Below are 19,766 nucleotides of genomic sequence, written 5' to 3' on the forward strand. Positions count from 1 at the left end.
CGTTTTCCCCCGAGAGGCTGCTAGCATCGGCCCCACTTGCACCCCGAACAGGCGAACATCAGGTAGCCCATGCTCGAGCCCACAGCACCGCCAAGGAAAGCACCGCTGACCCCGCCGCTGGATACGCGGCACCAGGTCGAAACGCCGGAAGGCATCGACCTGCCATTGCGTCCGGCCGGGTTGATGGTGCGTGCAGTGGCTTTCACGATCGACCTGGGCTTGCGCGGGGTGATCATCGGCGTCCTGTTCATCGTCCTCGCCTTCCTTGGCAAACTCGGCATGGGCCTCGGCTCGCTGCTGCTGTTTGCCGTGAGCTGGTGGTACATGGTGCTGTTCGAAGTACTGCGCCAGGGACGCTCGCCGGGCAAGCAGTGGATGGGTCTGCGAGTGGTCCACGATGACGGCACACCGATCGGCTGGTCAGCCTCGCTGCTGCGCAACCTCCTGCGATTTGTCGACTTGCTGCCATTCGGCTATTTCTTCGGCGCCATCAGTTGCCTGCAGCACCCGAGCTTCAAACGCCTCGGCGACATCGCCGCCGGCACGCTGGTGGTTTACACCGAACGAGCGCTCAACCGTCCACAATTGCCCGGCGCCGAACCTCGGCGTGCACCGGTCCCGCTGACCCTCAACGAACAACGCGCGGTGCTCGGTTTTGCCGAGCGTCAGGGGGAGTTATCACCGGCAAGGGTCAATGAGCTGGCGGCACTGCTCGCCCAGCCCCTGCATATCAGCGCACCGAAAGCGGTTACGGAACTCAACGGCATCGCTCGCGGCTTATTGGGCCCGATATGAAACAGAGCCTTTTCGAGAGTCGTCACAAGGCCGAATGGGAGCGCTTTGCACTGGCACTCGAACACCTTGAGCGCGGCAAGCAAACCTCGCAGGTCAGCGGTTTCCCCAAAGCGTATCGCAGGCTTTGCCAGCACCTGGCACTGGCGCAGGAACGTGGCTACAGCAGTTTTCTGATCGACTCATTGCAGCAACAGGCGTTGCGCGGCCATCAGCAGCTTTATCGCCATCGCAGTCGACTCGGCGCCAATCTGCTCAGTTTTATCCTCGCTGATTTCCCGCGACTGGTTCGCAGCGAATGGCCCTTCGTGCTGGTTGCCGGCCTGTTGTTTTTCGGCAGCCTGATCGGTGTCGGCGTGCTGGTTCATGCGTTTCCCGAACTGGTCTACAACCTGATTCCCGCCGATCAGGTGCGCGAGATGCAAGGTATGTACGATCCGGTCGCCGGGCACCTCGGGCGAACCACCGAACGCGCGGCCAGCGAAGACTGGGTGATGTTCGGTTACTACGTGATGCACAACATCGGCATCGCTTTTCAGACCTTCGCCAGCGGATTGCTCGCCGGTGTCGGCAGTGCGTTCTTTCTGTTCTACAACGGTCTGGTGATCGGCGCCGTGGCCGGTCACCTGAGCGAAATCGGTTTCGGCCAGACATTCTGGCCGTTTGTGATCGGCCATGGGGCCTTTGAACTCAGCGCCATTGCCCTTGCCGGTGCCGCCGGCTTGAAACTGGGTTGGGCATTGATAGCGCCGGGACGCCTGACACGCGGCGAAGCACTGCGACTGGCCGCGCGCAAAAGCGTGTTGCTGATCTGCGGGGTCATGCTGTTCCTGCTGATTGCGGCCTTCATCGAGGCCTATTGGTCGGCGAAAACAACTGTCACGCCGCTGACCAAATATGCCGTTGGCGCAGCGCTTTGGGCGTTGGTGGCGATGTACCTGCTGTTCGCCGGAAGGACCCGCCATGCGCCTGAGTGACGCCACCGTAGTGATCCGCCCGCGCACCACCTGGGAAGCCATGGACCTCGGCGTGCTCATGAGCCAGCGCCATCGACGCCTGCTGATGAGCAGTTGGGCGATCGTCACCCTGCCGCTGTTTGTCCTGCTGAGTCTGCTGCTGTGGGACTCGCCGTCGCTAGCGATCTTCATTTTCTGGTGGCTGAAACCTGCCTATGAACGCCTGCCGCTGTACATCCTGTCGAAAGCGCTGTTCGGCGAAACACCCACACTTAAACAAGCCCTGCGCGAATGGCCGCGCCTGCTCAAGCCACAACTGCTGGCCAGCCTGACCTGGCGACGCCTGAGTCTGAGCCGCAGCTTTTCGATGCCGGTGATGCAACTCGAGGGCCTCGACGGCACTGCTCGTCAACAACGCCTGCAAGTGTTGTTGCAACGCAATGCGGGCGCCGCGCAATGGCTGACCATCATTGGCGTGCACCTGGAAACCGCGCTGTGGATCGGCTTGATGGTGCTGTTCTACATGCTGCTGCCACAGCAGATCGAAACCGATTGGGACTGGCAGACCCTGATCCTCTCCGCCGATCATCAATGGCGCTGGCTGGAACATCTGACCAACGCTTTTTACGCGCTGATCCTCGTGCTCTGGGAACCGATCTATGTCGCCTGCGGCTTCAGCCTTTACCTCAACCGCCGCACGCAGCTGGAAGCCTGGGACATTGAACTGGTGTTTCGTCGCTTGCGCCAACGCCTGAACAACGGTGCGCTCGGTCTGCTGCTGGTGATCTGTCTGGTTCTGCCGAATCTGCAACCGGCATGGGCCGCTGAAACCACCAATACTGACGATGCCCCGAGCGCTCCTCGCCTGCTCAATCAGCCACTGACCAGCCAGGCCTCGCACGACAGCATCAAGGCGCTGCTGGAGCAGGCACCGTTCAAGAACAAGGAGTCCGTCACCCGTTACCGGTTTGGCGACGACCCGGCCGCACCGGCCACGGAGAACAAACCCGGTGAAGCTCCACAGTGGCTGAAAACCTTGCTGGGCTGGCTCGACGGTCAGCATTTCAACGTTCTCGCCAAGGTCATTGAAGTAGTGTTGTGGGCCACGCTGATTGCAGCACTCGGCTGGCTGATCTGGCGCTATCGCGAGTTTCTGCGCACCTTCGTCAGTCGCCAGCCGATTCTGCCAACGCGCATCAAACGCCCGCTGCCACAACAAGCCTTCGGCCTGGACCTGAACCGGGAAACCCTGCCCGGCGACATTGCCGGCAGCGCCGAACAACTCTGGCTGAGCGATCCGCGTGCAGCATTGGGACTGCTCTATCGAGGCCTGCTCAGCCAACTGGTACACGATTTTGCCCTGACACTGAAACCCGCCGACACGGAAAACCAGGTACTGGCCCGCATCGAACAATTGCAACGCCCCGAACTGCTTCTCTACAGCCACAATCTGACCCGGCACTGGCAGAACATGGCCTACGGGCACCGGATTCCACCGGCACACCTGCAACAAGAGTTGTGCAGTGGCTGGCGCGCCCTGTTCGATCAGGAAATGGCCCGTTGAACCGGCGTTCTCTGTGGCTGACCGGCGCTTTGATCGTCGTGCTGCTGGGCACGTTGAGCATCTATTTGTTCATCAAGGCCCGGCCTTATCAGGAAGTCGTCGATCACGGCCCCTCGCCAGCCGCGCAGGCCAATCCTTATCTGGCGGCAGAAATGTTCCTGCGGGATCGTGGCCTCAACGTCAGTCATGCCCAAAGCCCGTCGGTACTTGCCGATATCGACCCGCATAGCAACACGCTGCTGCTGTTCGGTGAGCGCTCGAAGATGCCGCCACGCGAGATCGATCAAGTCCTCAACTGGACCCGCGCGGGTGGTCGACTGGTGTTTGTCGCCGAATCGCTGTGGGATGAGCGCAGCAAACAGAGCAATGATTTGCTGCTCGATCGGGTGCAGTTGCATCAGTTCCTGAGCAAGGACTTGAAGGATCCACCCGAAGATCAGGAAAAAGACCGCTTTGCGCAACTGACCAAGCTGTATCTGGAGGACGAAGACGCACCGGCCTACGCCGGTTTCGACACCGATTTTCACCTCGAAGACCCGAACAATCTCGCGCAGGCCTGGGCCAATAGCGCCAAGGCCACCCACATGATGCAACTGGCCTACGGCCTCGGCACCGTCACCGTGGTCACCGATGCCGACCTGTGGAAAACCCCGTCGATTGCCAAATACGACAACGCCTGGCTGCTCTGGTATCTGAGCGCCGACACTGCCGTCACCCTCATCTACAACACAGAACACGAGGGCCTGCCGAGCCTGCTTTGGCGTTATTTTCCGCAGGCTATCGTCGCCCTGCTGGCGCTGATCGGCCTGTGGCTCTGGCACGTCGCTGTCCGCCACGGGCCCGTTCAGGCGCCGGCCCCGGCAGGTCGTCGACAGTTACGGGAACACCTGCGCGCCAGTGCCGATTTCATCCTGCGCCACAACGGCCAGCACACGCTGTTGCAAGCCTTGCAACAGGATGTACTGCGCCGCGCGCGGCGCCGGCATCCCGGCTTCGACCAATTGAACGTTGCCGAGCAATGGCTGGTGCTGTCGCGCCTGACCCGGCAACCGACCCGCGCTATCAGTCAGGCCCTGAGCCCAGCGCCGAAACAGCGCTTGTCCGCCGCTGACTTCAGCCGCCAGGTCGCCCACCTGCAAACCTTGAGGAACACGCTATGAGTGAACACATCGAGCCCGGCAGCGCCGGTCACGTCGCCCAGCAACGCCAGCGTGCCAGCCAGTTGGCGCAAGCAGTGCGCAACGAATTGCACAAGGCCGTGATCGGGCAGGAGGCGGTGATCGATGATGTGCTGACCGCGCTGATTGCCGGCGGTCATGTGTTGCTCGAAGGCGTGCCCGGTTTGGGCAAGACCTTGCTGGTGCGGGCGTTGGCGCGTTGCTTCGGCGGTGAGTTCGCGCGCATCCAGTTCACCCCCGACCTGATGCCCAGCGACGTCACTGGTCATGCGGTGTACGACCTGCACACCGAGCAGTTCAAGCTGCGCAAGGGACCGCTGTTCACCAACCTGCTGCTGGCCGACGAGATCAACCGTGCGCCAGCGAAAACCCAGGCGGCACTGCTTGAAGCGATGCAGGAACGCCAGGTCACCCTCGAAGGTCGGGCGCTGCCCATCGCTCAGCCGTTCATGGTGCTCGCCACGCAAAACCCGATCGAACAGGAAGGCACCTATCCGCTGCCGGAAGCCGAACTCGATCGCTTCATGCTCAAGGTTCGCATGGATTACCCGGACGCCGATCAGGAACTGAACATGGTGCGTCAGGTCAGCCGCTCGACCCGCGCCGACATGCTCGATGTGCAGCCGTTGCGCACGGTGTTGCAAGCCAAGGACGTGCAGGCCCTGCAGCGCATTGCCAGTGATTTGCCGCTGGACGATCAGGTGCTCGACTATGCCGTGCGCCTTGCGCGCAGCACCCGCAGCTGGCCCGGCCTGACTCTGGGTGCCGGGCCTCGGGCGTCTATCGCGCTGGTGCGCTGTGCCCGGGCTCGTGCGTTATTGCGCGGTGGTGAATTTGTGATTCCGGACGACATCAAGGGTTGTGCACTGGCGGTGCTGCGTCACCGTGTGCGCATTGCGCCGGAGCTGGATATTGAAGGTTTGCAGGTCGATCAGGTGCTGCAGCAATTACTCGACCAGACGCCGGCGCCGCGCCTGTGACTATCTTTGCAAGCTCAAAAGATCATCGCCGTCGGCTGCTCCTGCGGGGCATCGTGACCGGTGCAGGAGCTGTCGCGGGCGCTGATCTTTGCGGTACCGCGCCATGAAACCCTCGCGCCTTTTGCTCATCTGGCTCGCGGTTCTGTGCGTCATCGGCGTGCTGACAGGCACGCTGCGAGCTCTCGCCATCGAGGTGCCCGCCAGCATCCTGTCGATCAACTGGGGCTTGCTGCTGGCGTTGCTGACCTTGGCAATTTTCGATGCGGTGCGGCTGTATCGCCGGCCCTCGCCACGGCTCGACCGGCAAGTCCCCGGCAGCCTGGCGCTGGGGCGCTGGGGTGAAATACACCTCGGTATCGAACACGACTTTGCCGAGCCATTGCGCATCGAACTGTTTGACCATGTGCCGGAAGGCCTGGCCAGCGAAAACCTGCCGCTGTCAGTCGAACTGCAACCGGGCCAGTGCTGCCAGGCTGGCTATCGCCTGCGCCCGCTCAAGCGCGGTCACTTCACCTTCGAACACTGCGAAATCAGCCTGCCCAGCCCCTTTGGCCTGTGGACGGCAAAACGCCTGGTTGGCCTCACCGACCACACCCGCGTCTACCCGGATTTCGCCCGGCTTTACGGCGGTGAGTTGCTCGCGGTGGATAACTGGCTCAACCGCCTCGGCGTGCGTCAGCGTCAGCGTCGCGGCCAGGGCCAGGAATTTCATCAACTGCGCGAATTTCGCGAAGGCGACAGCCTGCGCCAGATCGACTGGAAAGCCACTGCCCGCCAGCGCACTCCGATTACCCGGGAATACGAGGACGAACGCGACCAGCAGATCATTTTTCTGCTCGACTGTGGCCAACGCATGCGCAGTCAGGATGGCGAGCTGTCGCACTTCGACCATGCGCTCAACGCCTGCCTGCTGCTGAGTTACGTGGCCTTGCGTCAGGGCGATGCTGTGGGCCTGTGTACATTTGCCGGCGATCAAGTGCGTTATCTGGCGCCAGCCAAAGGCTCGAGACAACTCACCGACCTGCTCAACTCGGTCTACGATCTCGACAGCGGCCAACGGCCGGCCGACTACCGGGCAGCGGCCAGCCAGTTGCTGGCCAGGCAAAAACGTCGGGCATTGGTGATACTGGTCACCAATCTGCGTGATGTCGATGATGAAGAGCTGCTGGACACGGTCAAACGATTGAGCAGCCAGCACCGGGTGCTGGTTGCCAGTCTTCAGGAGGAGGTGCTGGACCAGTTGCGTCAGCAGCCGGTGCAAAGCCTCGATGAAGCGTTGACCTATTGCGCCACGGTCGACTACCTGAATGCCAGTGCGCAATGCCGAGAGCAATTGATCGCGCATGGCATTTCGGTCCTGCAAACCCGGCCCGAGGCGTTCGGGCCGGGTCTGGTGACGCAATACCTGAGCTTGAAAAAAGCAGCGCTGTTCTAGTCCTCACTCTGCCCGGCCGACGGCGCCGGCCCCAAAGACATCGGATTGAGCGGCGATCGCTTGAGCAGGCGCGAAGCTTCCAGTTGCAGGGCATAAGCCCCACCAATGGTTCCCGTGCATTGCCAACTCAAACCCGCACTGGTCAATCGGCGATACGTGCCCAATGCCGGTTGCACGCTGGTCAACCCAAGTTCCAGAGCCGTTGAGTAGCCTTTCAATCCAAGACAGATGTCGCGATTGAGCAGGTGACTGGTGGCGTTGTCGACCGATAACCAGATGGTGTGTACCTGCTGAGTTCGGGGAAACAGGGTTTTCTCGCCCCAGACCGTTTTTCCGACATCGTTCAACTGAATCAGTGCATCGTCCCAGACATTGGCATTCATTGATGTGAATTTGAACAGATGGGAGCGAGCCGGATTCAGCGTCTCATCGAAGTTGTCCAGCATTGCGAGCACTTCGTTGTCTCCCGCCGCGGCCACCTGCCAGGAAAAAAACGCCCAGCCTTCGCTGTCCGTCACCACCCGAACAGTGCTTTGCCCGGTCCAGAAAATCACTTCAACACCGGAGGCCGCCTGGCGAGTGTCCGACAAGCGAATCTTCAGGCCCATTACTACGCTTTCCCCTACTTGCGGGTCGAACGTAGGTTCGCGTACCTCGGCAATCTCGGCCCTCACGGACTTGGGCTGTTGGTCTCGCGCTGTATCCACAATTTCCTCAAGAGGGTTCAAGGGCGGCAGCGCCGTTGCGGTATCCGGTGCAACGACCGCCGCCAGCACCGAGAACTCGAAGGTGAATGAAGGTGCGACGTCTGTTTCGTTGTACAGGCTCGGCACCGTGGCAACTACCGTAATGCTGCCCGGTTGCGTGGCGGTAAATGCAAAACGGGCCCAGCCATTATCTTCAGTCCGCACGGGGGTTTCAGCCCCCTGATAGGCAAAGCTGACTTCCGTTCCCGGTACGGCGCGACCGGTGTAGAAAGAGCGACTCCTGACTTCCAGAAAAGTGCTTTCACCGATAAACAGGTCAAACGTCGGCCCGCGCACTTCGGCGATTTCGAGCCGGTTATGGTCCAGCAACATCTTCATTGGCGGATAGTCGAAGTGCGCCTGCGGCAGGGTCACCGCCAGCGCCGACTCTGCGCGTTCAGTACTGTTGACTGCATCCAGCGTCCAGTCCAGGCCATTGCTGGGCAACTCGCGCGCATAGTCAGGAGCAAGCGTGGCATTGAGCGATAGGTTCGCGTCATTCACCCATCGGGCAGTGACATCCAGGCCAGTCAACACGCTTTCGGGATTGGGCAGGAATTGCAGGCGATGTTGACCGCCCAGACAGGGATAGGAAGTACTGGTGCCGTCCAGCGGTCGTTCATCAAAGCTGAATATCCCCTCGTCTTGCAGAACCGAGGAGAACAATCTACCCGCCAATTCATAAGGCGTGATCTCTTCATGACACAGGTACAACAGAAAACGGCCACTGGTACTGGACGTAGAACTGACCTGCCAGGACAAACCTTCTTTCGGCAAAAGTCGGGGAATACCCGGATCAGGCTCAACCTGAAAATCCACAACGGAGCCGTCCTCACCTATCAGCTCCAGATAAAACGGCTCGCCAACCAGAGTCTCTCCCACCGGTTTGACCAGCAATTCGACCGGTTCGGCATTGCGCGCACACAGCAAGCCAACCGTCCCGGCGGCCTCGCCTGCCAACGTCACCGCGGTCAATTGCGCTAGCGGATTTTCCGGCAACACGGTGATCTCGAACCGGTATTCGAGGGTTTGCTGGTCATAGTGACTGACAATCCTCGCTGTAACGGTAGACGAGCCTTCTTCCTGGGGGTTGAAGGCGTACTGCGACCAACCGTCGGCGCCCGTCGACAGCGTCTGGTCCAGCGTGCCGTCAAGAAACCACTGTACACCGACGCCGCTAACGGCCCCTACACCCGGAACCCTCGACAGCACCTGAATCTGCACCGGCAACGCCGCCCCACCCACCGAAGGAAAGCGGGTCGGCAGCTTCACTTCCCCCAGTTCCAGCCAGTTATGCGCCAGTGCCAGCGCCTGCGGGGGCGAAGGCTGCAGCAACTTCGAACAACTGACATTGAATGTGAAAAAGCTGTCGCGCAGATTGCCACACGCCATCGTCCATACCTGTCCTGGCTCCTGCAGCGGGTTGCCGTCGTCCAGCAGCGGCATAAAGTTCATGCCCAGTCCGTCCGGAGTGTCCTCCCCAGCCCAATGCAACGCCAGTTCGGTGTCGGCCAGGAAGTGCTTCTCTGCAAATGCCAGCGACACCGCATGGTTCGCGCCCCGGCACGGATGGGCCGTCGCGCTGCCCCAGATCCCATCGCGTGGAGGCCCGTCGAGGGCAAACCGGGCGCTCACCCAGGGATCCTCTTTCAGTACCCGGACCGCAAACACATGCCGGGCTTCTTCCTTTGCGTAATAACTGTCGACCGACGCTTCGATCAGCCACTCACCAGCAATGTCGGGCGTCCAGATCAAACGCGACTCGCCGTTCGGATCCGAAGGCTGAACGGCCAACACGACATCATCCTCACCATTGGTGCCCTTGAGCGTCCAGGTGACCTCACGGTTGGCCAGCGCTGTTTCGGTGTAATGCGCTTGCACACGGACTGAAAGTTCCATGTGCTGCGCGAGGTCGATCACCGGATACCACTCGGGTTCCTGCAACGCGATGACGTCGAGCTGGAAATGCCCGCAAACCACCGGCAACGCATAGGTGTCAGCGGTGTACTCACTTCGCACGCCCAGGGTGCGCTCGATTTCTGTGTCCTGAGTAATCCCGGCGCAGTTGATCGCCCAGGGATCGGTCACAGGATGCTCCCGCCCCCAGAGCGGACCGGCAGTCAGAATATTCTCGGGATCCTGCTCCGCATTGTCGACGAGCAGTCCCGCCCGCGTATCGATCCAGACACTGTCGCTGGCCAGTTGCAGAGTCATCTCATGCACGGCACCGAAGCACAGGTGCAGCCTGTCGTCGGACGGTTGTGCGACACCGTCGATTGACACACTGTCCAGTCGCAAGTCTTCAAGAAACAACTCGACGCGCGCCGAGGTGAAACGTACCGCACCCGGGCGACCCGGCCCGCCATTGTCCGGACTCATAACGGTGAAGGTGACGGTCTGCTCTTCAGTCTCCAGGGCAAGCGTGTGCGAATATTCGACCAGGTTAAGATCCAGCAGCAGGCCGTCAGGGCTGACTTGCAACTCAGTCGCCCTCTGGCGTGAAGGCACCAGCCGCAGATCCACCTCCCCGCCGAGTCCGGGATTGATCCGCAACGTACCTTCCGCGCCCTGGACTGCCTCGTAGGAAAACAGCAATTTGTATTCGGCCCTGCGCGGTGTAGGGCGCGGCCGCGTTGCCAGTGAGATGGACTGCAAGCCTTCACCCATGTTCGTGGCGTTCATGAAGCCGATCGTTTGGCCCTGCCACAAACCTTCCTGGCGGCTGACCTTACGTTCGTCATTGATCTTCCAGTCACTCAGGTCCTGGATGAAATCGCCGTTAACGATGAAGTTGTGGCGGGCGTGGATAGTGTGTTCACTCATGGCAGTTGCTTCCCTGCCCGTTGGGCGCGCATGGCCGTAGCGGGCGGATAGTTGACGGGGCTGGATTGGAGTAACTCTTCGACCTGAGCAGCGAACGCCTGCCCACCATCGCGCGCCTGATACACCAGCGTCAGAATGACGTCTGTCAATGAACCCAGAAGGCTTGCTTGAGCGAGTTGGTCATGGCGCGGCAGGGTTAGTACATATTCGGCGTGCACGCCGGTGCCTTCGAAAGGCAGGTAACGCTCATCGTCGATCCGCATGGCGATACCGTTGTCGTCCAGCCCCAGGGACAGACCGATCTGCTGGTAAGGCCGCAGGTTCTGCACCAGCGTGCCGGGCGCAGGATTGCCGCTGGCCGGGTCATGCAGATACTTGACCGCCTCAAGGTCTGGTTCCAGCAAGGTGGAACTGGTGATTTGTACGAACGTCGCGCAGATATTCTGATACGGCCCCAGGAGACCGGGAAAAGTCAGAGACAAACCTATGACCTGCCGGCAGTAATGCCCCGGATAGTCTTCGTTGAAGAGTTTTTCATTGAGCTTGATTGCCAGCGTCCCCGATGTTTTGAAGTCCGCCCAAGCGGCCGAATCCAGTGTGCGCAGGGATATCGTCTTGACCAGTTGCAGCCGGTGTTCGTCACGTTTGATGCGCGCCGCGGCCATGCGCAGCAAATCGAGTTTCAGCGACTGGCCGGTGGTGAATCCGTGGCAGGCGTCCATCCATACATCGGGTCGGACGAACCGGCTCTGGTAATCGCCCAATTCATACTGCCAACAGGTTTCAGCGCACAGGCACAGACCGGCGACGACATCGTAGACCTGATAAATCAAGGTCTTGACCTGGCCGACCACCCAGTTGGTCAGCGCTGGGCCCGTCGCGCGACTCTGATAGAACGCATATACAGCCAAGACCTGTTTGTTGACGATCTGGCTCTGCTGCAAACCGGCACGGGCCGCATCGAGGCTATGTTCCTGCGCCAGCAACTGTTCGCGCAGCACCCGCAATTCGGCCAACGATTGATCCCGGGCCAACTCCCATTCCTGCTGGCGGCGTCGGTACTGCTCGATGACGCCGAGTTCTTCGGCCTCGCCGCGCAAGTTGTCTGCACCGATCTGAAAGCTATCGGCCAACGCATAGAACGGGCCGGCAAGACGGTAGCCGCCGAAAGAGGCCCCGGCAATATTGGGCAGCGTATCCAGTGCCCCCCCCAATATCCGGCTGGACTGGACACCTACCGCCCAGTCCCGGGCCGATCGGCTTTTTTGCAGAACAAGATTCTCGGCCTCGGAAACCCCTTCCCTGGCCAGCGTCTCATAGTGCTGCGCGCGGGCGTTGACCATGCTCTCGCTTTGGCGCAACGACGCGGCAGTCGCCTCGATCTGGGCAATCGTCGATTCATGGATCGCCATGGTGTAATCGGCCAGCTCGATAAGATGACTTTGCTGCAGCGTTTCCAGCTCACCGCGATCGCGCAATTCCAGCCAGGTACGCAACTGATCTTCCTGCTGGATCAGAAATTCCACGCCCTGTAGCGCCAGGTTATAAACGGCTCGCCATTTGTACGGCACCACCTGCACCTGGCCTCCCGGATTACGCGCCACGCCCTGACCGCCATTGGCCTGAGCGCGCAACAGCTCCAGCGGATCCATCGTCCGGCTGAACAAGGGGATCGACAGGGGCTGGCCATCGATCGAACGATTGTTGCGCAAGTTGTGCTGCCGCGAGTTGAGCAGATTCCACAGCGCTTTGGGCCTTTCATTGATCCCGGGACGAAATGCCCCCGAGCCCAGCAGATCGAAATAAGGCGTGATCGGCATCGACGACGGTACATCGGCCGGAGTGAGTGCAAGGCTCGCTTCAAATGCCTTGAGCGGATCGCGCCGGCTGACCAGACTCAGGACGTCACGGAGCTTTTTCGCCTGCCATTTGCTCGCTGTGCGTGTGATCGGCTCCTCACCGAGCAAGGTCAACGCTCTGCTGTAATTGAGCCCCGCATGCACCATGCTGTCGTAATCCAGATGGCGATAAAGCGCATCGCCCCACGCGATCAGGTTTTCCACATAACGCAGGAAAATCGCGATCTTGAAATGCACCGGCGCGCAATAGCCAATGGCATCCGGGTCTGAAGGCGCCGCGCTTTCATACGAACACTCGATGTTTTCGTTCTGCAGGGGGCGGCAGCGCCAATAGGCCGGTGCCGGGATCATCGGAGGGGTTTCGGGGTCAGGACTTACACTAGCCACCACCTTGCGCGCCAGCGGGTCGAACACGTATTCGTACCAGCCTTGCGCCTCGCGCTGGCGATCTTCTGCCGACAAGCGCGCACCGACCAGATCCGGCGTATGAAAGAACAGCTCCCAGAAGTACAAACCGTTGCAGCCATCGAACGGCCCATTCTCCTCGATACTGCCATCAGGCATGCGCGGCTCCTCGACATGCTGGGTATCCCAGGCGAGCAGCGCATCCACCGAGACCGCCGCGCGACTGGTCAGCACCGGGCCGAACGTGGAGTTCAAGCGCGAAAACCTGAGCGCCTGAGCACTGTTGTTGAAACTCAGGAACTGCGCGCCCTCGCTGCTGCTCTTGTCGATGGAAGGCGTCAGGTACAACCGCGGCCGCTCCTTGAGCGTGACGGCAAACTTGCTGCGGCCATGACCTTTTTGCCCTTCCGCCACCTCACCGAAAGCAAATTCGATCGGCGTGTCGATCGGAAAATTGTTGATGCCCAGCGATGGCGCTTGACGACGATAGGTACGCCAAGCTGTCGCATAGTGACCATCCAGAACGCCGGTCGAAACCCAGTCCGCAGGATCGTCCTGAGTCCGGGCACCGAACACCAGGCTGAACATCACCGGGGTATAAAGGATCCTGGGCAGCAGTTGGTTCTGCTCATTCAAAACCGCATCGCCCAGACCGGTGATGGAAAAACCGGCGCCGGCGCGCACTTCGTCCTGGGTTCTGTTCAGCAGGACCGCGAGCAATTCATTGGTCAGGGGGGCGACGGCCTCGGCCAGCCAAATGCCGTCGCCGGGTGTCGTCTCAACGAAATCAGCGATGGCAAAAGAGTGGACATTTTCCCTCTCCGAACCCGCCATCAACTCAACGGTGTGAGCCTCTACCGGCATCCGGCGAGTGGTCAGGCTGATCCGCAGTTGCTGCTCGCCGGCCTCGACGATGCGGATGTCGAAGGAGGTATTGGCTGTGGTCGCTCGCCAACCGAGCGACAGGCGTTCAAGCACTCGCCCCTGCTCCCTGACCGCATCGCAGCGCCCGCGCACTCGGAGCACTTCATAAAAGTTACCGTCCGTTGCACGCTCGCGGGTATAGATCGCGTCGATCTCAAGGTTACCGTTGATGCTGCCGGGCGTTTCCACTGTGCTGCTGACCTTGACTGTCGAGTAGTCGGCCGGCACCACCTTTTGTTGCAGGCTGGCCACATCACTGAAACGCCCGAATGTCATTGCCAGCAAAGTCGCCGTATCATCGTTGACCTTACGAAACAGCGCGTCGCGGGTTTCATGGATCTCGATGTCGTGCCGCGGCATCTGCCCGTCCAGGCTGTGCCGATTGGTGTAACAGACAGCCAGTCGATCATCTCGGGGATCACCGTCGCCCAGCGACACGACCGTCAGCCGTCCGTTGGACACGTCGTACTCGCAATCGCGTTTATGCAGCGACAGCGGCGCTGACCATTGGCCGTTCAGGGCGCTGAACGCAAGTTTGATCTCCAGCGACCACGGGGTCTGCACCACACCGTTACTGTCGATCTGACGATCACGCCACTCGCACCAGACCATTGCCGGCAGCCCGAGCCAGTTCACACAGCGGATATCGACGACGCTACCGGTTGTGGCAAGTTCGACCTTCTGCCACTCGCCCCAGGCGGCGGGGTTGATCTTGCGGCTGTCTTTGTCCAGCTCGACCTTCACACTGCGCAGGAAATAGGCGAATGGCGCCGTCCGCTCCTGGCCCACCAGGTAATAGCGGGCGTCCTGAACATTCTCGCCATCGATGTAGCCGCTGAGCACATCCAGATCGCACAGGCGCTGGAAAGCCTGGGTGTACTCCATCAAGCCCTGTTGCACCGACGCACTCGTCAAACGCATCTGGTTCAGGCTGTTTTCAAGGGCACGGAACAAGGTGGTTTTTTTCAGACGCAGCGAGGGCACGATGTAGTTTTCCGCCTGATCCTTGAGCAGCACATTGGCCGACCAGGTGCTGTAGTGGCTGAGAAACTGATACCAGTACTGCAAGTCGTCGTCTTCGAAATGGCTGTCTTCGTAACCCTTTTCCATGCCGCTGTATACCGACTGGATATGCTCTTGCAGGCAGCGCACGGTCGAGGATGTCCGGGTAGCTTGCAGCTGCGCGCTGTCACGGGTGTCGAGCATCAGATAGCGGCTCAAATCATCGGCGGTTTTCAACGTCACTGCACCGGACCAGAGTTTCTGTCCCAGCACCGCTTCCACCATGGCCGCCGTGTAGCGTTCTGTCAGTTCATTGATCTGCAGGTTTTGCATGGTTATCTCCCTGTCTCGACGCGATTGCGGGTAAGGCGGGTGACGGGGCGTTTGCCCAGCGTGCCTTCCAGTACCAGCGCCTCGTTCAGGCGATCACTGAAAAGACTCAGTTGAAAGCGGCCATTGCGGATGTTGGCGGTGCGGATATCCACCTGATAAGGGCTGTCTGTGAAGGTGAAACGCGTCGCCAGCGGTGGCGTGAAGGTCATGCCCAGTGCCTGGCTGGTGTACTCGGAACTCCAGCCCATCGCCCCCTCGCTGCCCCTGAGTTGCGAGGTGTCGAGCGGAGAAATCTCAAGGCGATAATGACTGTCCCTGAACAGGGTGAGTTCGTCGCTTCCCGGGATGATCGGCGTGCGGGTTTCCCCACCGGCCTCGATGACGACCAGCTCCACCTTCCATTGAAACGCTCGCAGTACCTTCAGCGTGAATGCCTGTTGTTTCCCGGCATGCAGCGTCAAGTCGGCGGTCACAATGAAGTCGCCTGCGCTTGCTGAATTGAACGGGAACACCGAACGCCCCTGAGCATCGGTGACAATCGTCAGTTCCTGCACAGGGTTGCTGTTGACCTTCCACTGCACCGGATAATTGGGCACCGGCTGCGCGTTCGCTGCTGCGGACTCCTTCACATCGACCCAGAGCAAAGTCGGGCGCGAAGCATTGGCGATCGGGTAGCGAATCACCTGCGAGAAGTCGTGGATCAGTGCATCACTGGCCACCCACACGCTGACTTCGACCACCGGGTCGCTGCCCAACTGCGCATAGACCGTTAATGCACCCACCGGCGGTTGCGCCACGGAAAACACCGAGTAGCCGTCCCCGTCACTCGGCACCTCAACCTTGTCCGCCGCCGCGCTGGTCCACCACATCACCTTCTCACCGTCGAGAGGTGCATCGTCCAGCGCAACCACCCGGCAGCGTACCGGCAATGCACGATTGACCAACGCCACCTCAGAGATGACCGGAGCGCTGAAAATCCGCGGTTTATCGGCAAACACGATCGGCCGACTGAAGGTGAAACTGTGATTGCCCTCGACATTGCCGACTGTAATGGATGCATTCCCCGGGCTCAGGCTGGAGATCCACACCCGACTCAGGCCATCCTTGTCGGTGTAGGTCTGGCTCGGACGAATGTCGCCAAGCGTCGTCGACCATGCCACTTGCCGATGAGCGCCGCGGTTGCCGTAATCGTCGATCAGCACCGCGTATATCGGCTGCTCCCACAGGCGTCCAGCCGGAACCGGATCACGTGGCGGCAAATCGCTCAACTCGGAGTTGAACTTCAGCGTCGCCTCATCACAGTCGATGGTCACCGACGGGGCGTGCACCGGTTTGTACATCAGCACTCTGTAATGCAGATGCGCGGTGCCGACCCGGGCCCCTGCCTGCAATTGCGCCCGGGCGCGCCCCATGTCATCCGTGCGGATAACTGGCGTGAGCACCGCGCCCAGGTCGGTTGCCACATCGAGAACCACCCCCTTGAGTGGTTCGCCGTAGAGATCGAGCAGGGTAATTTCGAACTCCGCGACCTCCTGTGACAGATTGGCAATCAGTTGCGGATTGTCCACTACACAGCGAGAAGTGAAACTCTGGCCGACTTCCGCCGAATCGTGCGACATACCCGTGGTGTTGAACCGGGCCAGACTTTCCAGGGCATTTTGCGCCGCCTCTGCGTACAGCGCCTCCGGATCCAGCGGGTTCAACGATCCCAGCCTGAGGGCGGCGGTGATGTCCATTCCGCTTCGAGCCAGGTCGAACGTGCGGTCAAGCAAATCCAGCTGCGCCAGATTGCGCAGGATCGGCCAGGCCGGATTGCCGTTGTCTTCGCTCTCATGACTGATGTGCCCGGCGCACTCGAGTACGTGACGGATACCGCAGCCCAGGTAGCTGGCCAGTTTGTCGGCCGCCGCGTCACGCGCCAGGCGCAGGCCGTCTTCACTCATGTCAGCGGGCAATTGATTGACCTGGGTAAGGTAATCGAGGATTTTTTCTTCAGGCTGTCGGGCCCGCGATACCAGGCGCCGATAGAACGTCAGGTAATACACCACACGGATCGAAATCTGGTACGGGTTCTCCAGGCTGAACCATTCATACTGCTCACCCGCAAGCAACGTCGCGAGCAGGGTTGGCGTCAGTTGCAGTTTTTCCGCAATCCGCCCGCGCCGTTCAAGCTCGGCGAGCATTTGCAGAAATGAATCCGGCTGCTCCAGTACCCGCGATTTTTTCAGGTTCGGCAGGCTCATGGCTTCTTTCAGGAAGTCATAGGCCTGGCCTTGAGCCCACGCCAGCACTTGCACGGTCAGTAACGCGTCGAGCTTCAAATAGACCGAGAGAGCGCTCTCCACCACAACCCGTTGCTCGTCGCGAATACGCAGCACAATCGTGAGCAGAAGGGTTTCCAACGGTTCACGCAGCAGCTGATTATCGGGTCTTGAATAGATCGTCTGCACGACATCCTTGATCAGAAAAGTGGCGCGTTCCAGGTACTCGGCCTGGGTTTCGCCAATACGGCCGATCACCAGGCCATCGCTGTCCACCAGGTTTTCCAGCGCCGCTGGCCAGTCGATGAGCTGTTGCCTGTCATCGCGCTGCGGCGCACCTTCCTCGAGCAGTGTCGCCGGCTCCAGCCGCACTGCCTGTACCTTGCTGCGCATCTGACGCAGCAACTGTTCCTGGGATTCGCTCCAGACCGTCGGTACGTAGACCGGATTGACGTTCCGCACCAGCCACAGCGGCGACAGATCCTGCTCTTGGCACCATTGGGTGCAGGTCATCAAACCGCGGATGGCACTGAGGGCGTCGGCACCATCCGTCGAGCCGTAACTGGATACTTGCGGTTTGCCCGCCAGTTGCGCCGCCAGGCCTTCTCCCGCGCTCAAGGTCTGCAGCAGCGCCGTCGACTCGATCGGCGTCAGGTCGAACATTCGACCGAGGAACACCAGGCGCCAGAAACTCGAGAGAATCTCCAGGCTGCGGCTCAAATGTGTTTTCAGACCAAATGCCTCGGCGATCACCGTGGCCAGATAACGATAGGTTTCGAAGTTGATCTCCAGCGCGCTGCAGATCTGATGCACCGTTTGTTGTTCGGCCGAGGTGAGTGGCACGATTGCAAACTCGCCGTTGTCGATGCGCAGCGGCTCTTCATATAACGCTGCACGGTTGTACACGCGGTCATAGTGCGACAGTTGCCCGTCCTGACCGTAGACCGACAGCACGTCGATCAGCGCCGCAAACTCTTCGGCCTTGCACCCGTAAGCACGATTGAGATCCTTGTACAGGCCAAGACAGCGCAAGGTATTGGGGCGGATCCACACAGACGGCTCGCCAGTGCCACGATGTTCGGCGCGCATCGCGGCGCTGAGCAACTGATCGACGTGATGTGCGGGCAGTCCCAGCATGCGGTCCAGTCGACACTTGCGATTGATCCGGTCCATACGGTGTTCCAACTTTTCGAACTTGGTCTCCCCCACATGTACCAGTTCAAATTTCCCACCGATATCCGCAGGCACCAGTCCGATAGCCGGCGATTCTGCGCCATGGATATATCGGGCGCCGGCCACCTCTCCCGTCAGCGGCGTATCCGGGTCACCCAGCGCGGGCGCGTTGGCCGACAATTTCGGCGTGAAGACGCCGCGCCCCAGCAGACAATCGACCTCATGCTGATCCAGACGCGTTGCATCCCTGAAGATCCATAGTATGCGCAGGCTATCGAGGAAGTTCGCCAGACTGCCAAAGTTGGCAGGATAAAAATCCTCCGCAGAACGCAGTGGATGTGGATCGACACGCCGCGTCAACGGATCCACTCTGCGCAGGGGCGCCGCGGCCATTTCCGCATTGAGCGGGAAGTACGGATCTTCCAGCAATAACGACAGATGCAGTGGCCCGATGTCGCTGTCGAGCTGCATCGCGACATCGGCGCGCGCCCCCCGGGCGCCGTCATTCTTGAAATACGGATAATCGACATCGACCCGGCGAATGATGCCGCCCAGAGCGCCATCCTTAAGCGCGGTACCGACGACATGGGCAATGCTCGCCCAGTCATGGTCGTAAGGCAGGCTGTTATGAAAGCGTATCGTGCGCAGGTACGATTTGACGTCGGGAAAAGGTCCGATCGGGCTGGCCAGAATCTGTGCTTCCAGCACCGAGTTGGCAATTTCCAGACGCGATTGCACGCGGGCAATTGCCATTTCATCAATCAACAACTCATCCACATCAGGTCGCCGCTCGGGCAACTTGATGGTCTGCGCCTTGTCACCGTATGGCTCGATGTTGTCGCGTATCCATTCACGTAACGCCACCATGTAGGCGGTGGTCGAAGCGCTGTGTTCGGGACTGCCAGGCGGCGCGGCGCCATCGACATCCGGCTGGAACATATCCATGTAGGAAGGCAAGGGCACCAGAGTATCTGCCACAGGCAGCGCCGGTTGCGGACGCAGGCTTTGCTCGCGAAACAGCCGGGCCATGTACAACGCCAGAGCGTTGCCACGGGTCAGCAATGTGCGTGTTTCTTTGCGTGTCAGGCCGAGGTCGTGCAATTGCGCCGGCCGCAGCTTGATCAGTTCGAATACGCTGGGATGCCGGTCGAGGTAGTCATCAAGGGGACGGGGCACGCTCGGGTCTTTCTCACCCAGCACAGCCCTGACCAATATATCGACCGGGCGATCGTCAGATGCATGCATAGCTGTATTTCCCCTTGGCAAAAAACACCTGCAACGACTCGCCCGGCGCGATGGCCGATGGCTGGCGTTACGTCGATTTAGCGCTGGATG

Annotated in this window: 9 protein-coding genes; 6 read left to right on the forward strand and 3 right to left on the reverse strand. The window is 60.4% G+C overall.

The features are described from left to right. Positions 1-69: 69 nt before the first annotated feature. The 6 genes from CQ009_RS14385 to CQ009_RS14410 all read left to right on the forward strand — a co-directional run bounded on the left by CQ009_RS14385 (position 70) and on the right by CQ009_RS14410 (position 6,905). A complete protein-coding gene (locus CQ009_RS14385; protein ID WP_064391825.1) occupies positions 70-795 on the forward strand; it encodes an RDD family protein in 726 nt (241 codons plus the stop codon). Beyond that, complete coding sequence (locus CQ009_RS14390; protein ID WP_105707256.1) at positions 792-1,769, forward strand: stage II sporulation protein M; 978 nt, start codon at positions 792-794, stop codon at positions 1,767-1,769. Before CQ009_RS14385 ends, CQ009_RS14390 begins: the two co-directional genes overlap by 4 nt. Continuing rightward, the gene (locus tag CQ009_RS14395; RefSeq protein ID WP_064391828.1) at positions 1,756-3,312 is read left to right on the forward strand and encodes a hypothetical protein; all 1,557 of its coding nucleotides are present in this window, start codon (positions 1,756-1,758) and stop codon (positions 3,310-3,312) included. Before CQ009_RS14390 ends, CQ009_RS14395 begins: the two co-directional genes overlap by 14 nt. Then, a complete protein-coding gene (locus CQ009_RS14400; protein ID WP_064391830.1) occupies positions 3,309-4,472 on the forward strand; it encodes a DUF4350 domain-containing protein in 1,164 nt (387 codons plus the stop codon). The genes CQ009_RS14395 and CQ009_RS14400 overlap by 4 nt, the downstream gene beginning before the upstream one ends. Continuing rightward, positions 4,469-5,470 (forward strand): MoxR family ATPase, encoded by a 1,002-nt coding sequence (locus tag CQ009_RS14405; RefSeq protein ID WP_064391832.1) that lies wholly within the window; start codon positions 4,469-4,471, stop codon positions 5,468-5,470. Before CQ009_RS14400 ends, CQ009_RS14405 begins: the two co-directional genes overlap by 4 nt. Before the next feature lie 103 nt (positions 5,471-5,573). Further along, on the forward strand, positions 5,574-6,905 hold the full coding sequence (locus CQ009_RS14410) for a DUF58 domain-containing protein (protein ID WP_105707050.1): 1,332 nt from the start codon (positions 5,574-5,576) through the stop codon (positions 6,903-6,905). Here CQ009_RS14410 and CQ009_RS30070 read toward each other — a convergent pair. From CQ009_RS30070 to CQ009_RS14425, 3 genes are read right to left on the reverse strand one after another with little or no spacing between them, the layout of a single operon-like run. After that, complete coding sequence (locus CQ009_RS30070) at positions 6,902-10,474, reverse strand: Ig-like domain-containing protein (RefSeq protein WP_177430995.1); 3,573 nt, start codon at positions 10,472-10,474, stop codon at positions 6,902-6,904. The genes CQ009_RS14410 and CQ009_RS30070 overlap by 4 nt on opposite strands. After that, on the reverse strand, positions 10,471-14,997 hold the full coding sequence (locus tag CQ009_RS14420) for a neuraminidase-like domain-containing protein (protein ID WP_105707052.1): 4,527 nt from the start codon (positions 14,995-14,997) through the stop codon (positions 10,471-10,473). The genes CQ009_RS30070 and CQ009_RS14420 overlap by 4 nt, the downstream gene beginning before the upstream one ends. Before the next feature lie 2 nt (positions 14,998-14,999). Next, positions 15,000-19,607 carry a Tc toxin subunit A gene (locus CQ009_RS14425; RefSeq protein ID WP_256585428.1) on the reverse strand — a complete coding sequence of 1,536 codons (4,608 nt, stop codon included), beginning with the start codon at positions 19,605-19,607 and terminating at the stop codon, positions 15,000-15,002. Positions 19,608-19,766 lie beyond the last annotated feature (159 nt).

It is taken from the genome of Pseudomonas sp. MYb2 (assembly GCF_002979955.1).
GTDB lineage: Bacteria > Pseudomonadota > Gammaproteobacteria > Pseudomonadales > Pseudomonadaceae > Aquipseudomonas.

Bases quoted from the DNA above. Each gene is read 5' to 3' on its own strand.
- CQ009_RS14395 (WP_064391828.1), top strand. From the start codon at position 1,756: ATGCGCCTGAGTGACGCCACCGTAGTGATCCGCCCGCGCACCACCTGG.
- CQ009_RS14385 (WP_064391825.1), top strand. From the start codon at position 70: ATGCTCGAGCCCACAGCACCGCCAAGGAAAGCACCGCTGACCCCGCCG.
- CQ009_RS14410 (WP_105707050.1), top strand. From the start codon at position 5,574: ATGAAACCCTCGCGCCTTTTGCTCATCTGGCTCGCGGTTCTGTGCGTC.
- CQ009_RS14405 (WP_064391832.1), top strand. From the start codon at position 4,469: ATGAGTGAACACATCGAGCCCGGCAGCGCCGGTCACGTCGCCCAGCAA.
- CQ009_RS14420 (WP_105707052.1), bottom strand. From the start codon at position 14,997: ATGCAAAACCTGCAGATCAATGAACTGACAGAACGCTACACGGCGGCC.
- CQ009_RS14390 (WP_105707256.1), top strand. From the start codon at position 792: ATGAAACAGAGCCTTTTCGAGAGTCGTCACAAGGCCGAATGGGAGCGC.
- CQ009_RS30070 (WP_177430995.1), bottom strand. From the start codon at position 10,474: ATGAGTGAACACACTATCCACGCCCGCCACAACTTCATCGTTAACGGC.